The sequence below is a fragment of the Synechococcus sp. B60.1 genome (assembly GCF_047462555.1).
GTDB lineage: Bacteria > Cyanobacteriota > Cyanobacteriia > Thermostichales > Thermostichaceae > Thermostichus.
Genome location: NZ_JANSJN010000073.1, coordinates 1 through 14437, shown reverse-complemented (window position 1 = coordinate 14437; position 14437 = coordinate 1). Strand labels below are relative to the sequence as shown.

General features: G+C 53.1%; 12 protein-coding genes and 1 tRNA gene. 7 read left to right on the top strand and 6 right to left on the bottom strand.

Annotated features, from left to right (window positions below):
- Nucleotides 1–217 precede the first annotated feature (217 nt).
- Nucleotides 218–1486, top strand: coding sequence for a class I SAM-dependent methyltransferase (locus NW863_RS09185; RefSeq protein ID WP_414365904.1), 1269 nt, complete (start codon nt 218–220; stop codon nt 1484–1486).
- A 117-nt stretch (nt 1487–1603) separates the two neighbouring features.
- Here NW863_RS09185 and NW863_RS09180 read toward each other — a convergent pair whose 3' ends face one another.
- Together NW863_RS09180 and NW863_RS09175 are read right to left on the bottom strand one after the other, a co-directional pair.
- Entirely contained in the window at nt 1604–2452 is an 849-nt protein-coding gene (locus NW863_RS09180; protein ID WP_414365903.1) for a hypothetical protein, read from the bottom strand.
- A 15-nt stretch (nt 2453–2467) separates the two neighbouring features.
- Nucleotides 2468–3049 (bottom strand): hypothetical protein, encoded by a 582-nt coding sequence (locus NW863_RS09175; protein WP_414365902.1) that lies wholly within the window; start codon nt 3047–3049, stop codon nt 2468–2470.
- 400 nt (nt 3050–3449) lie between these two features.
- Here NW863_RS09175 and NW863_RS09170 point away from each other — a divergent pair, with 400 nt between their 5' ends.
- Together NW863_RS09170 and NW863_RS09165 are read left to right on the top strand one after the other, a co-directional pair.
- Complete coding sequence (locus tag NW863_RS09170; RefSeq protein ID WP_414365901.1) at nt 3450–4970, top strand: FkbM family methyltransferase; 1521 nt, start codon at nt 3450–3452, stop codon at nt 4968–4970.
- Entirely contained in the window at nt 4967–6076 is a 1110-nt protein-coding gene (locus NW863_RS09165) for a hypothetical protein (RefSeq protein WP_414365900.1), read from the top strand. The genes NW863_RS09170 and NW863_RS09165 overlap by 4 nt, the downstream gene beginning before the upstream one ends.
- On the opposite strand, the gene NW863_RS09160 is transcribed toward NW863_RS09165, so the two are convergent.
- The 4 genes from NW863_RS09160 to NW863_RS09145 form a co-directional block, all read right to left on the bottom strand.
- A complete protein-coding gene (locus NW863_RS09160) occupies nt 6073–6912 on the bottom strand; it encodes an FkbM family methyltransferase (RefSeq protein ID WP_414365899.1) in 840 nt (279 codons plus the stop codon). The two genes, NW863_RS09165 and NW863_RS09160, sit on opposite strands and share 4 nt — an antisense overlap.
- Nucleotides 6913–6929: 17 nt before the next feature.
- Nucleotides 6930–7445: a class I SAM-dependent methyltransferase gene (locus NW863_RS09155; protein WP_414365898.1), complete on the bottom strand. Its 516-nt coding sequence runs from the start codon at nt 7443–7445 to the stop codon at nt 6930–6932.
- A gap of 15 nt (nt 7446–7460) precedes the next feature.
- Complete coding sequence (locus NW863_RS09150) at nt 7461–10409, bottom strand: tetratricopeptide repeat protein (RefSeq protein ID WP_414365897.1); 2949 nt, start codon at nt 10407–10409, stop codon at nt 7461–7463.
- Between the two features lie 145 nt (nt 10410–10554).
- Nucleotides 10555–12276, bottom strand: coding sequence for an Ig-like domain-containing protein (locus NW863_RS09145; protein ID WP_414365896.1), 1722 nt, complete (start codon nt 12274–12276; stop codon nt 10555–10557).
- 467 nt (nt 12277–12743) lie between these two features.
- Between NW863_RS09145 and NW863_RS09140 the strand changes: the two genes are divergently transcribed.
- The 4 genes from NW863_RS09140 to NW863_RS09125 all read left to right on the top strand — a co-directional run bounded on the left by NW863_RS09140 (nt 12744) and on the right by NW863_RS09125 (nt 14262).
- Nucleotides 12744–13043 carry a ferredoxin gene (locus NW863_RS09140; RefSeq protein WP_414365895.1) on the top strand — a complete coding sequence of 100 codons (300 nt, stop codon included), beginning with the start codon at nt 12744–12746 and terminating at the stop codon, nt 13041–13043.
- An 89-nt stretch (nt 13044–13132) separates the two neighbouring features.
- Entirely contained in the window at nt 13133–13429 is a 297-nt protein-coding gene (locus tag NW863_RS09135) for a hypothetical protein (RefSeq protein WP_414365894.1), read from the top strand.
- Nucleotides 13430–13530: 101 nt separating this feature from the next.
- A complete protein-coding gene (locus NW863_RS09130; protein ID WP_414365893.1) occupies nt 13531–14199 on the top strand; it encodes a Uma2 family endonuclease in 669 nt (222 codons plus the stop codon).
- Nucleotides 14190–14262 (top strand) — tRNA-Ala (locus NW863_RS09125). The genes NW863_RS09130 and NW863_RS09125 overlap by 10 nt, the downstream gene beginning before the upstream one ends.
- Nucleotides 14263–14437: the final 175 nt, after the last annotated feature.

The following is a 14437-nucleotide window of genomic DNA, read 5'->3' as shown; positions in this document are numbered from 1 at the left end:
AGCGCCGCCGACCCCGAAGGGATCCTCCCCGAGCAGGAGTTTGTGGCCCGCGTGGATCCCCGTACCCAGCTTCGCGTCAACCAATGGGCAGAAGTGGTCTTCGACATGGATCGCTTCCACCTCTTTGACCCGCAAACCGAGGAGCGGCTGGAATAAACAAGAGGCGCTGTCAAGCTAAAGATTGGCTACCATAGGCTCCAGAGAAAAAGGGATCTCTATGCCGGAGCAATCTGCCTCGAAGTTGGTGCAGGCGCAGTTCGACGAATTTCCCTATCCCAACGTTCCCATTGAGCAGACGGTTACAGATACCTTTGCCCTGTTTGCCAACAGCTACACCACCGCCTGCTACGTGCGGGAGCGCAAGGTGGTTAAACCTGAGGGCAAAGTAATGCTCAACGCCGGCTGCGGCTCCGGCTGGGAAACCCTGGTTCTGGCCACGGCCAACCCAGGCGCTGCCTTTGTCGGGGTGGATATCTCGCCGAAGTCGCTGGAGATGGCCCGGCAGCGCTTCGAGTTCCACCAGATCCCAGATGTGCGCTTCGAGGTGATGGATATCACCGATATGAAGGCGCTGGGGCAACAATTCGATTTCATCGCCTGCAACGACGTGCTCTACCTGCTAGAAGACCCGGTGGCCGGGCTCAAAGGCATGCGCCAGGTGCTTAAACCCGAGGGCATTATCCGCACCAACGTCCACAGCCTCTATCAGCGGCAGTTTATTTTCAACATGCAAGATGCCATGGAGCTGCTGGGGGTGATGGACGAGCCCGCTGCCAAAGCCGTCCCCATCCTCAGAGAGCTGATGGATGCCCTCCATGAAGGCAGCTTCGTCAAAAGCCACTGGCAGGGAGACGCCATCAAAACCACCAACGGGATTCTGGCCAACTTTCTGCTGCGCAGCGACAAGGGCTTTACGGTGCCCCAGGTGTTCGAGATGCTGCGCCAGGCCGGGCTGGAGTTCATTAGCATGGTGAACTGGCAGCAGTGGAAGCTGGAGCGAGTCCTCACCAAGCCGGTTCCCTACGCCCTGCGCCACCTTAAAAAGCTCAGCCAAGAGGAGCTGCTGCACTTTATCGAGCTGATTTTTCCCAACCTGACCCGGCTGATTGACTTTTGGTGCGGCCATCCCCGCCCCGCCCCAGCAGCTCCTTTTACCCCAGAAGAATGGCGGGATGGCTCTGTGCAAGCCCACCCCCTGTTGATCCGGCTCAATGCCAGGGTTGCCTTCGAGAATGCCATCCGCGACAACGGCCCGGTCAACATCAACGGCTGGCCGGGATCCGAAGGCAACATTGTCATCGATCCCTTCTCGGTACGCTGGCTGATTGATGTTTTTGGGGAAGAGCCTGTACCCGTGGAGGCGCTGGCGGCCAAGGCCCTAGATCTCATGGACTGGACCCCCGAAGAGGCCTTTAACCAAGTGGTGGCCAACCTCAAGTTCCTGGAAGAGCGGCTGGTGGTGCTGCTGCACTCGCCCCTGCGCTAAGTTCAGGGATCCCGCGTTAGCTCCCCTCCCACCCACGATGGAACACTACCCCCCTCTCCCTGAGGGAGAGGGGCCGGGGGTGGTCGCGTGAGCGGCGCGGAGCGCTTGGGCCATCCCTCAGGGAGAGGGGCTGGGGATCTGCAGCACCCGGATGCGCTCGGCCCGAATCGCCGCCGGGATCCGCCCTTCGGCGTCGGCATTGACGGCAAAACGCACCTTGCCCTCCATCTCCACCTCGTCCCCTGGGCGCAGCTCCAGCCAACTGGCGGGGCGGCCAAGGCGGATGACCTGGACATCTTCCGCAGGAACCACCGAGACCCAGGTGCCGGCGTAGCGCTGCAGGTTGGGGCTGACCTCGTCCAAATTGACCCCGATCCAGCCTTCCTCGCGGTTGAGGAGCCGCACCGTTCCTGTCAGTCGAAAAGGTTGTGCTTCTTCTGCTAGCTGGATCGGCTCGTAGAGAACTCTCGTGTTTAGAGGCTGCAGACGGGCCAGCTCCACCCGCCATCCCTGGGCCTGGCGGTAGAGAGTAACTTCCATCGCCGCCCGCAGACGCCCGTCCGGCAGCGGCTCATAGAAGCCCAACTGGGAGCGAAAAGGGCGAAACCGCGGATCCTCCCGATCCGGCTCGGTCAAGAATTGCTGCAGCTCCGCGGCGGTGAACTGGAAGTGCAAAGTAGGCACCACCGCCTCCGGCTTCAGGATTGCGTCCACCCGAAAGATGGCCGTGTTGCCCACCTCCTGGATAGGAGTGAGGGTGAACTCCTCTGCCGAGGGCCAGGAGCGATCCAGGGCGCCCGGCGGGATCCCCCTCAGCAGCCGCGGGGTGAGCAGCGCTTCTGCCGTGGCAAAATCCCGAGCGTTGGCCGCCTGCACAAAGGCTTGCAGCGTCTCCTTGGCCGTTTGCGTCTGCCCGCAGCCATTGAGCAAAACCAGGGCCAGCAAGAACCAAGCTTTCTTCAACACCTTTCCCCCGCCACTTCACTGCTGATTTTCGGCAGGTTGCTCAGTTTCTGCCGGAGAGGGCTCAGGGTTCTCCGGCTGGGATCCCTCTGCGGGCGGCTTATCCGGTTGCCACACCTCGATTCGCCAGCCGCCCTCCTGTCGGTAAAGGGTGAGCTTGAGGCGGGAAGTCACCGTGTCTCCCTCCAGGCGCAGGCCCACCAATTGCGGGGCCAACTGCTGATAGGTGGGATCGGCAAGATCCGGCTCGGTCAGGTACTTGCGCAAAGTCAAGGGATCCAGCCCCAGGCGCTGCGCCGCCTCTTCCAGAGAGGACTCGCCCTCCACCCACACGTAGGCCGTCTTGCCGCTCACCTCTTGGTTGCGCACCTGCACATTCTCTCCCGCTGCCCCCCAAATCGAAGGCAGGGATCCCGGCCTGAGGGCATTGCTGAAGCGCTCGGTCAGGTAGCCGTCGGCGGTGCCCCAATCCCCCTTTTCGGTGGCAGCGATAAAGGTGCTCACCACCTGGTCGGGGGTTTGCGCTGGTGTGGCCTGCGTACAGGCGATCGTGCTACCCAAGCTGAGAAGGAGAGTACAGGTGCTGATGTGACGTAGCATAGGAACAACCTTGTTAAGATGCGCTGTCTCGAGACAAACCTCGGCAGACGTTGGCTCGAAAGTTGAGAACAATAGCAGATGCAGATTGGGCCTGGAAGCTTAAGAGATGTAACAGGTAGATGGAGTCTGCCGTACTTGCGTCAGGCCTGCCTGAGGTAACTGTCCAATTCAAAATGACGATCTCCGAAAATCAGAACTATGATACCATTCCAGGAAGCAGTGACAACAAACGTACAGCTTTGATGCTATGGTTAACCGGCAGCCTCTCGTGACACTACCCTCCATGGCTGCTGCTTGTGTAGAGTTATGCACTGAGTCTACTGCTCAGCAGTATGCAAAAGGCTGCGTCAGCTAGGATAAATCGGTAGGTCATAATACAAGTTTAAGCTTAGGTAAGGAAATGGCAGTCCCATTGTCTGAATCAGGCTCAACCTGGAATGCTCGCGGGATCAGTCAAGCCCGTGCAGCAGAAACGGCTCCCACTGCAAAGGAAAGAAGAAACGCTTGGTCAGTATCACTCTACTACTGGAATCAAGGGATCAGTACTGAGCCAAATCATCTGCCCTGCTTATTGAATAGACTCCATGCACTTTGGGTTCTAGGTGTCTCATTTACTTTTTTAGAAGAAGCACTTAAACTCTTGAACCAGTTAGAGTTAAACCCAGAGAGATGGAAAGATATTCCCCCTCCAAACATAGAAGGTTATGAGTTGGCATGGAAAGTTGATTCCCCTGACTTTGAGCCACTTGATCCGGATCTACCATCTATAGATCAGTACCTGTATTACTTAGCTCGCTGGATAGCAGAAAGAATAGGGCTGCCTTACCAAACACAAGTAATTCCTTTTTGGCGCATTGCTGCCTCAATTCACCCCAAAGATCTAAGAGCTAAAGCAACCCTAGGCCTTGGTCTATCTAAAAACCTGCAGATCGAAGGTATAAGGCATCTGAGGCAAATTCAGGCTATGACGGCCACACAAACAGCCAAAAGATGGGCTCAAGCCTGTTATCAAACTTCTGTAAGCTTTCTTCAAAGAAAGATGGGTGAATCAAACTCGATAAATTTGAGAAGCAAAAGAGAATTTGTTGATATATGCTACGAGGGTTACACCATGAGGCTAGAAGATAGTTTAGACTCACTAGTTACTCATTGTTGTCTGGCCCAAGGAAGATGGTTTGAGTCAGAGATAGACTTTGTTAGGTCCTACCTGAAGCCGGGAATGATGTTTATAGATGTAGGGGCAAATGTAGGCTTATACACTCTTGTTGCTGCCCAGGCCGTAGGAACCAAAGGCAAAGTAATTGCGTTTGAGCCAACTCAATCTTGTGTGGAAATATTAAAACACAATGTCAGCGTTAATAGATTATCGCAAGTTACGATAAACCCATATGCAGTGGGTAGCGAGTCAGGGCAGACATATTTTCTAGAAACAGACGATAGTGTGTACAATAGAGTGGTAACTAACCTTTCGGGAGTAGCCCACCCTGTAAAGATCATCCGGCAAATTACGCTAGATGATTGGTGGCGCTCTTACAGAAAGCCTTTGGTCGATATGGTCAAGATAGATGTAGTTGTAGATCCCCTAGGTGTTATACAGGGAGGTCGAGAACTTATAAAAAGCTGTCTCCCACTCATTCAGCTAGAAGCAAAAGATGGTGGGGGATTTGTGTCGAGGGAAACATCCTCTTACCTGTCAGATCTGGGGTACACTTTTTTTGCATACAACTCCACCTTGAACGAATTATCGAGAGCTCGGGAACAAGCTCGCAGCCTCTCTGCGATAAACTTAATTGCAGTTCCCGAAGCGCGCTACGCTAGTCTTATAGAGGACGGCGTCCTCCAGAAAGACCTATCTCCATCTAAGAAGCTTGATTCAAGCCTGTTGTCTTTACTTAAAGATTTGCTCGAGGAAAGCCAATGATTGTTGTTGATGGTGTTGCTTTGCAGAGTAACTTAGAAACCCCACCGTCTATTATAACCTTTTGGCAAAATGTTGTAGGTGAATGGTTAAAGCTTGGCCACAGTCGAGACTTTGTGGTACTGGTGAGAGAAAGCCAACGTATTGCTCTTCCAGGCGATACAGTCATAGCGGTGATTCCTGACTATAGTTACGAAGACGCTGAATCCGATCATGTAGGTCTGCAGAGCGCCTGTGACCAGCTTAAGGCAACGCTCTTTATCTCAACTTTGTACACATATCCTCTTAGAACACCTAGTGTGGCAATGATTTATAGTGTGGATGAAAGCCAAGAGTTTCTGTCAAACTTGGCAGCTCAAGAGAAACATAACTCCATTTTGAATGCATCGGCATTTATATGTCCGTCTGAGTGGGTGGCATCAAACTTGATGGCAAAATATCCTGGTATTTCTAAAGAAGATATTGAAGTTATCTACCCAGGCTTGCATGGTGACCTAGGGCCATCTCCTCCTCTAAAGCTACGGAAGTTTCGAGAAGAGCGAGATCTGACTCGTCCCTACATCATTTACAGGGCGGGAGCAGGGGAACGAAGAAAGATAGCCTTCCGCGCTATCCTAGATAGCCTGAGCGAGATAGCTTCTGGGCAAGTTCCGGAAGTTGTTTACCTATCAGTTGATGGAAGTAGGACTGACTCACCTTTGGAATCTTTCGTGGACCTATCTAAACCAATTCGAGCTCGAATCCACAACCTCAAACTTTCGCCTGACGAGTTACCGCTACTCTATACAGGAGCTACGGGGTTACTTGAGGTTGAACCCGAGCTTGGAATGGGCAATTATGTTCTCGAGGCGATGCGATGTGGCTGTCCAGTTATCATTCTCAGAGAATCTCAAAGAAAAGTGGAACATGCCAATGCGCCTGAACCGTGGATTGAGATACCTCTGGAGCCACATGCCATATCGCAGGCAATCGATCAATTGAGAGATACAAAGTATAGAGGTTCTGTACTCTCGCAAGGGTTGATCTACACAAAAAATATGACGTGGGAAGAAGCGGCCAAGCGAATGTGGTCTTTCCTTGACCTGAAGGCGAAAAACATAACATCTTAAAGCTTCGAAAGGTAAATATCATAGAATGAGGTGCCCTCTATCTCGTCGTGAATTTTGAGCACATGAGAGCATAAGTCGTATGAGCGATAGGCCTCGTGAAGAATTACGGCAAGTGCTAGCCGCTTTCTGGAGGGAAGCTCTCCCACTCGCATAAAGTCTTTGGCATAGATAAAGTCAGTCCAGGAGGCTTGGGTGCGCAAAGAAGTCAGATTCTTGGGAAAGGACTTCATAACTGGGCAGGCAATCCCAGTAAGGCTATGGATAAGAAAGCCATGCTTCCTCAGAGCAATATCTATGTCGGAAAACAAGGGCTGGCCAATGTAGTGGGGGACAAACAGGACTTCAGTTTGAACCACTACAATGCTCTCGCTGAGGAGACGAGCGGCGCCGTGGATAATGCTAAGCTCACTTCCTTGAGTATCCATGACAAGCCAGTCTGCATCTGAAGCCTCTTCCAAGTCATCGAGGCGAACCGTCTTGACTTTTTCCTCTGAGACGACTTGGTAAAGCTCAGCTAGATCGTGGAACCTCTCCAGCAGTTGATAGTTTGGCTGGAACAGAGATGAGGTCATCCCGGTGTTGGTTAGATAAAGAGTCGATTCAGAGCCGTCGCCAACAGCCATAGGAAGGTATAAAACATTAGAGCTGCTAAAACTTTTCTCTTTTAACCGCTCGTATGCTTCTCGATTGGGCTCAAATGCAACTAAGTCTCCATAGCCCTTGTGAATCATTTCAGTATAGATCTCAGGAGTCCCAAGATCAGATGCTCCTGCAGCAATTACTTTAATGCGAGGCATTGAGGTTCCCAAGACAGAGGCTATAGATAACTCAGACATGACTTCCTTTCTTCACTTCACTCCTTGTGAGCAATTACATTTAGACTGATAAGCTCATTGCAGTAAACAATTGTGCTTGCGTCATTAAACATACCGAACTGATCTACTTGGACGATGAAGTCAAAGCCAACAGTTTTGAGTAAATGAGTTAAATTCTCAATGGTATATCCATATTTATGAAAGTCATACTGATCGACCTGGCCACCATAGAACATACTAATGATGCACACCAGTTGGTCATAGGAAAGATCGTCCTTTAGAAGAACTCTAGATAGCGCTTTCAGGTTGGGCACAGAGATATATAATCTTCCTCCTTTCTTCAGTACCCGATACCACTCTGTCAAAGCTACCTTTGCCTCTCGATAATCAAAGTGCTCAAGAACATGTGAGGCGTATATCTGATCTACGCTTTCACTTTCAAATAAGCTGAGGTCAATTGCGTTTGCGACGTAGTCGACTTCAGGCGAGGGCAAAACGTCAAGTATTTTCCAGTCAGGATGTGGCTCTCTACCACCAATATGTAGATTAAACATGCTTACCCGTTGCTCCTAGCTAACCATCTTAGTAAGTTTAGCCAAGTTTGGATGCTTGCGAAACTTAAATGGCAAATCTGTGAACCTAATTCTACCTTTCCTATCTTGGCAGTACTGTTCCCATATCTGGGTATATGCCTTCTCTAAAAAAGCTGTAAATCTCTTTCCGTCAAGAAGGGGAGACAAACAGAGACGCTCTCGCATAGTCCTTCTCATCCAGACCAGAAGCTCTATATCTTCGGACAGCGTTGAGGCAATACGAACATAATCTTCCTCTGTCTGTGCAATTAGCTCTGGCAAGTCTACTGTTTTTAAGATTGACACACCAACTCTGGAGACATGTGCTGAGCCCTCCAGCGTTATTACCGGAACTCCCATCCATAATGTCTCACAGGTTGTCGTTGTTCCGTTGTAGGGGAACGGATCTAGGGCAATGTCCACCTCTCCATAGGCTGCGTAGTGCTCAGCAAAGCCCTGTCTACCATATTCAAGCTTAACTCGCTCTTCCGAAATGCCGTGGCTTCCAATTCTTTGCAGGAAGATCTTACAGGTGCTCTCATCTCTATACCGCTGATTCTTTAAGTGTAAAACTGAGTTGGGTACCGCCTTTAGTATCGTTGCCCACAACTTAATTACTCGGGGGGTAATTTTGGAAGGGTTGTTGCAGCACCCAAAGGTGATAAAGCCATTCTTAACCACAGGTGGATCCGTGACCTCAGGTGCCTCCCGAGAAGGCTTATAGCAGAGAAAGCTATGGGGCATTCTTATCAGCTTCTCGGTATTCAAGCCATCAGTTACGTCATAGGGATCTGCGAAGCTGTCCGTTATTCTATAGTCCACGACGGTCATACCGGTGGTGTCAGGATAGCCGAGGTAGGTAACTTGTACAGGTGCAGGACGGAGAGCCATTACGTGTACTCTTGTACCGCCAGTGTGCCCGCTTAGATCCACCAGAATATCAATTTGATCTTCTCTGATTAGCCTTGCAACTTTCTCGTCGCTCAGTTTACTGATATCTCTCCATCCTGTCGCCCATGCAGAGAGCTGCTCAGTTACCATGTCAGGTTGATCAACATTTGAGTAGCAATAAATCTGGTAGTTTTCTTGATTGTGGTTATCATAGATTGAACTCATGAAAAAGTGTACCGAATGCAATCGAAAATCACCTGACAGGTAGCCGATCCTAAGTGGCCTTTGAGTGGTTCGCAAGTTTGTGTAGGGCTTCCAGTAACTTTGATATTGGCTTTGGTAGCGAATACCCCACCGTTGATGCTCCAAGAATGTTTCTAGAGGATCAAAGTTCTCTGAGTAATGCGAGACCATAAGGATATTTGACATCGCACCCGCAAAGTCAGGAGCGATCTCGAGAGCTTTCCTATAGCTAGCCAGTGCTTCACGTAATCTGCATTGCTCTAGATAAGCACCGCCTAGATTTTGGTAAGCCACGGCGAAGTTTGGCTTTCTTTCAATGGCCAGTAGATAATTATCTATGGCCTCCTGAGTTCGGGATAGCTTGGCCAGGGTCAAGCCTTTGTAGAAGTATGCATCAGCTAATTCAGGCTTGAGCCTTATGGCCTCCTGTAGATGTTCTAAAGCATCATCGTACTTTTTCTGCTCAAAGAGTCTAGCTCCGATGTTGCAGTAAACTTCTGCAAAGTCTGGGGAAAGCTCCGCAGCTCTATGAAAAGCAAAGTCTGCTTCCTCTTTCTTCCCCAATAACTGGTAGGCAAGACCCAAGTTATTGTAGGCTCGGGCAGATGTTGGATCTAGGTTAATTGCTTGTTCAAGGCATCGAACTGCCTTTTCACCCATAGCAAGATCTAAGTAGTAGCATCCCAGGCTATGCCAATACTCTGATTCCCCTGGATTTAGCTCAATAGCAAGACATATATGATGCTTGGCTAGGTGCAACCGCTTTTCTGTCCTGTAAAGAACACCCAGATTGTGGTGAGCTTCGGCGTACCCTGGATCCAAAGAAATGGCGACTTGAAAGCAATCTCTTGCAGCTTGAATAGCTTGGTATCGATCCTCAAGATTTTTTTTGCTTTCTAGATTTAGCTCCTGAACGGCTATCTCTGTTGCAGCTTGGGGTTGGATCTTTCGGCTCAGAGCTGCCCCTAGATTGTTATAAGCCTTTGCATAGTTCGGATTGATCTCTATAGCCTTCTTATAGTGCTCCATCTCTTTATCTTCTTGGCCGACCTCACCGTATACTCTACCCAGGTTCAAGTGAGTGACAGCAGAGGGCTCGATCATCAAAGCTTTCTGAAAAGCAGTGATTGAGTCTTCATAGCGTCCCAGTTCTACTAGCAATAAACCTAGTTTGTTTTGCAAGTCGGCACTAGTCGAAAATAGGGGCTCTATTTGCTTTGCGTGTCGAATAGCTTGCTCCTTATCTCCAGATAGAGAAAAGGCATCAATTAACTGAAGATGAGCTTCAAGGTAGTCTGGCTGATCCTTTACTGCTTTCTTTAGGATGCCGATAGCACTATTTACCTGGCCTAACTTTAGTAGTACCTGTCCGAGAAAGTATGCTGCCTCAAACTGTTGCGGATCCAGCTCCAGAACCTTCAGAAAAGCTTTCTCTGCTTCATCCCAGCGCTCAAGCTGGATAAGGGCCAGACCTAAGTTAAAGTTTGCATTAAGGCTTTCTGGATCTATTTGGATGGCTTGTTGATAGCACTCTATTGCCCTTTCGGGTCGGTTTAGCTTCTCGTAAGCCACACCTAAGTTAGTGTAAAGCGATGCCGACCTTTGACCAAGGCTGACACACCTTTCCAGCCATTCCACAGATTTGACGTATTGTTCCTGCTGATAGGCCAGTATGCCCAAATACTGAATGGCATCAGGCTGGTTAGGCTCTAAGCTTAAGATCTCCAGGTAGCATTTCTCAGCTTGATCCAGCTCACCCGAGCGATGATGGCGAAATGCTCGCTCTAGGAGCTCTTGAATCTCGGTTCTCATATCTCCAAGCCTTGACTGCAACGATTCTATCAGATGAATTTGTAGATTTAGCGGCCTAGGAAAATGGGCAGGCTCTCAAGACCTGCCCACTTCCTGTATTTGGCCGCTCCTGGACTACAGAGGCAGCCTAGATTTAGAGGCGCCGCTAGCGCGGGATGGAGAAAATGATATCCAGACGCGGACCACGAGCAGTGGTGATGGGCGAACCACCCGTGCCCGTAGCCGGCTCGCGGTCGAACTCGGCGCGGCAGACCCCGTTGGCTCCCTGGCTGATTTCGAAGCCAGCATTGGGAGCAGTGCGGGTGAAGGGCGTCACCGTAGTGGTGGCAGAGGCCGTGACCGAGCCGGTGACCGTCACCGTTTCGGAGCGGGTTTCAGAGCCAACGACCGTGCCTGTGGCCGCAAAGGTCACCGTTGCGCTGGCTACCGAGGTAAAGCCAAGGCCCGCTGTAATAGGTCGAGAGGCAGTGAAGATAGCAGTTCCAGTGACACTGAAGGAAAAGGATTCAGTTCTATCCCCTACTACTGTCCTTACTGCCGTAGCCACGCCAGAGACAGTGCCACTGGCCGTGAATTCCTGTGTAAACGGCGTCGTCACCGCACCGGTGATGGTGTTGGATACCGTGGCACTCGCCGCACCCGTAACGACAAACGTCTGCGTCGCCGTCACGTTGAAACGCTGCGTCGCCGTCACAATCCCCGTCGTCGTCACCGACGTCGTTCCCGTAGTCACCAAAAAGACCGGAGCTGCCTGGTTGTTCCACACTTCCTTGGCGCACTGCAGCCGCACCTGGTAGAAGCGCGTGCCCGACACCGACCGCTGCACACCCGGCTGCACATCCGCCGTCCGCGGCCCCGCCGACACATCCCCACCCAACACGTTGCCGTTGATGCTCAACGCAATGAAGCTGGGCGTGGAAGCCGGCGCAAAAAAGTCGCTGGAAACCACGTTGTTGGGCGCACCCAGAGTGACTTCCTGGAACACCACGTTGTTGGCCGGCAGGTTGTGCGGCGTCGGATCCAGGAAGAAAAAGCCGCGCCCCGTATCGCCAAAGTCTCCAATCTGCGCCGAGTCGTTGGAGGGCAACTGCACCAGCGTCAACTGCGCAGATTGCACCGCGGCGTTGGACGGAATGCTGTCGGGAATCGGGAAGGAGAGCACCGCACGGTAGTCGGTGTAAACCCCCACCGGCAGGTTCTCCGCTACCCCACTGCGGCGAATGCCATACCCCACCGGCACCACGTTCGGGCTGGAGAATACCTGCCCGTTGGGCGTCACCGCCGCCAGTTGTGTCGGCAGCAAGCTAACCGGGCCGCCAGTAGCCGCCACGTTGCCGGTGGTGAAGGTGGCCACAAAGTCTTCGGCCAGGCTGCGGCCCGAAGCAAACAGATCCGGCACCGCCCGCGAAATGGTGACCCGATAGACAGAGTCGTTGCTCAGGGGTGTGCGGAAGGTGACGGTGACTTGGGTGCGGTCGGAGTTGAAGGCCAGATCCCGAGGCGGGACAGCTCCGGCTTGGGGCGCCACCGAGGTGATGCTCAGGGCTTGAGCCAAGGGAGCCTCGCGCACCGGCTCGCTGAAGCGAATGGTAATCGAGGTGGTGATGGCAACGTTGGTGGAGCCATCGGCGGGGCTGATGCTGATAACACGTCCCACCGGCGTAGGCGTGGGAGTAGGGGTGGGAGGTGCTGGCGGCGGAGCCGGGGGAGCCGGAGGAGCCGGCGGGGGCGGGGGCGGTACGGGCACCGACGTGCCGGAGCTATCTTCGCCGCAACCGGTGAGCAGCATGGGCAGCAGCACCACCGTCGATGCCAGAGACAGAGACCCCAGTGACTTGAGCAGCCACTTGTGCATTGTTCCGTTCATGTTTCTCCTCTTAACCAAAAAGTAGGGTTCGGCTGAACACTTCCCTCACATTACCCGATCGGCTCGCTCAGGGCAACCTAAGCCTTCTGAGAAATGGCCAATCGAGGGGAGACGCAGACACGCCAGTTTGGTGGCTAGCCTGTTTACTCTGCTAATCATACAGGCAGATGCGGCAGCTTTGGCAAGAGTTATCGACTTTTTCCGGGCCAATGGGGAGTGATCTGGGTCACAGACGATAGCATGAGCTTGCCTGTGGCTACTGCTTCGTACAACTCTGCTCCATAGGCTGGGTTGAGGCTTGGCCGAGGGAGGTGAGACGTGGCCGGAATCTTTGCCCAGCAAGGTTTTCTCGGATCCAACTCTAAAAAACCGGGAGATCTACCTATTTCTCTGAAAAATGGTGCTTGATCCGGGGCAGAAGGGTGGCAGGATGAGGAGTGGATGTTTTTTCTGGAGACCCAACCAGGATGGCTACCTACAAGGTCACTCTGATCAACGAAGAGCGAGGCTTGAACGTCACCATCGATGTGCCGGATGACGAGTACATTTTGGATGTGGCGGAGGAGCAAGGGATCGAGCTGCCCTATTCCTGCCGCGCCGGGGCCTGTTCGACCTGTGCCGGCAAGCTGGTAAGCGGCACGGTGGATCAAAGTGATCAATCCTTCCTGGATGACGATCAGATTGCGCAGGGCTATGTGTTGACCTGCGTGGCCTACCCCACTTCTGACTGCACCATCATCACCCATCAAGAAGAGGCGCTGTACTGAGGCCCTCACCCCCGATCCCTCACCCCCATCCCCTCTCCCTCAGGGAGAGGGGAGTAGGGTTTTCTTATCCTCTGTTGAGTTTTTTGACGATGACTCCAGAGCAAGAAGAGTGGTTAATCCAGGCCGTTCAAGAGCTGCAGGCTGCCCAAAAAGAGCTGCAAGCTGCTCAGCAGGAGCTGCGCCTTGTCCAACAGAATCAACAGGTTCTGATTCAGGAAGTCCGCGAGGGGCAGGCGATGCTGGCGCAGTTTTTCCGCGAGGCGCTGGAGCGCTTTGACGAGCGCACTCGGGCTATTGAACGCCGCACCGACGAGATGGCGGCAGAGATGAAGGAGATGCTGCAGGAGATTCGGGATCTGCGCCGCGATTTTTTGGAACGGCGGTAGGCCCAAGCGCTCCGCGCCGCTAGCGCGAACACCCCCGGCCCCTCTCCCTGAGGGATGACCCTCACCCCCGGCCCCTCTCCCTCAGGGAGAGGGGAGTTAGGATGGCAGCAGAGTGGCTTTTGGAGGCGGCTGTGGCTTTGACGATAGGATCCGTTCCTGGGCCGACAGCGGCTCGCCTGAGTTTGGCAGAGTACCTCAAGTATTCCGATGGCGGCGATACCCGCTATGAGCTGGTGGCGGGGGAGTTGGTGCCGATGGCCCTTCCAACCGGACGGCACGGTCAGATTGTGGATTTCCTCAATACCGCTTTTCGAGTTGAGATCCGGCGCCAGGGGCTGCCGTGGACTTCTCAGCCGATGGCTATCGGGATCCAGTCGCCGCGGGGCAACCGCTGGGATACGGTGCGGATCCCGGATGTGGTGGTGCTGCCTCTGCAGCAGTGGCAGGAGATGGGATCCCGAGAGGCTCTCATTCGCTTGGAGGATCCGCCGCCGCTGTTGGTGGTGGAGGTGGTGAGCGAATCAAGCCGGGCGGCGGACTACCGAGCCAAACGGGCGGAATACTGTGTTTTGGGCATTGGTGAGTACTGGATTGTGGATCCGATGGAGGAGAAGGTGAGCCTGCTGCTGTTGCACGAGGGCTGGTACGACCTGCTGGAGCTGAAGGGATCCGAGCGGGTGCCCTCGAAGGTTTTTGCAGGGCTGGAGCTGCAGGCGGGGGAGATCTTGGCGGCGGACTTGGGTTATTCTGGTAAAGACACGGGGAGTTAGCTCAGTTGGTAGAGCGCTGCGATCGCACCGCAGAGGTCAGGGATTCGAGTTCCCTACTCTCCATTGCCCTCACCCCCGGCCCCTCTCCCTGAGGGAGCAGCCCAAGCGCTCCGCGCCGCTCACGCGAACACCCCCGGCCCCTCTCCCTGAGGGAGAGGGGAGTTGGTGGTAGGATCTTGGCATCCTCTCGCTCTAGTTGATAATGACTCCGGAACAAGAAGAGTGGCTGATCCGCGCT

Coding starts and splice junctions, on each gene's coding strand:
- NW863_RS09185 (WP_414365904.1), top strand. CDS start 218: ATGCCGGAGCAATCTGCCTCGAAGTTGGTGCAGGCGCAGTTCGACGAA.
- NW863_RS09175 (WP_414365902.1), bottom strand. CDS start 3,049: ATGCTACGTCACATCAGCACCTGTACTCTCCTTCTCAGCTTGGGTAGC.
- NW863_RS09170 (WP_414365901.1), top strand. CDS start 3,450: ATGGCAGTCCCATTGTCTGAATCAGGCTCAACCTGGAATGCTCGCGGG.
- NW863_RS09165 (WP_414365900.1), top strand. CDS start 4,967: ATGATTGTTGTTGATGGTGTTGCTTTGCAGAGTAACTTAGAAACCCCA.
- NW863_RS09160 (WP_414365899.1), bottom strand. CDS start 6,912: ATGTCTGAGTTATCTATAGCCTCTGTCTTGGGAACCTCAATGCCTCGC.
- NW863_RS09155 (WP_414365898.1), bottom strand. CDS start 7,445: ATGTTTAATCTACATATTGGTGGTAGAGAGCCACATCCTGACTGGAAA.
- NW863_RS09150 (WP_414365897.1), bottom strand. CDS start 10,409: ATGAGAACCGAGATTCAAGAGCTCCTAGAGCGAGCATTTCGCCATCAT.
- NW863_RS09145 (WP_414365896.1), bottom strand. CDS start 12,276: ATGAACGGAACAATGCACAAGTGGCTGCTCAAGTCACTGGGGTCTCTG.
- NW863_RS09140 (WP_414365895.1), top strand. CDS start 12,744: ATGGCTACCTACAAGGTCACTCTGATCAACGAAGAGCGAGGCTTGAAC.
- NW863_RS09135 (WP_414365894.1), top strand. CDS start 13,133: ATGACTCCAGAGCAAGAAGAGTGGTTAATCCAGGCCGTTCAAGAGCTG.
- NW863_RS09130 (WP_414365893.1), top strand. CDS start 13,531: ATGGCAGCAGAGTGGCTTTTGGAGGCGGCTGTGGCTTTGACGATAGGA.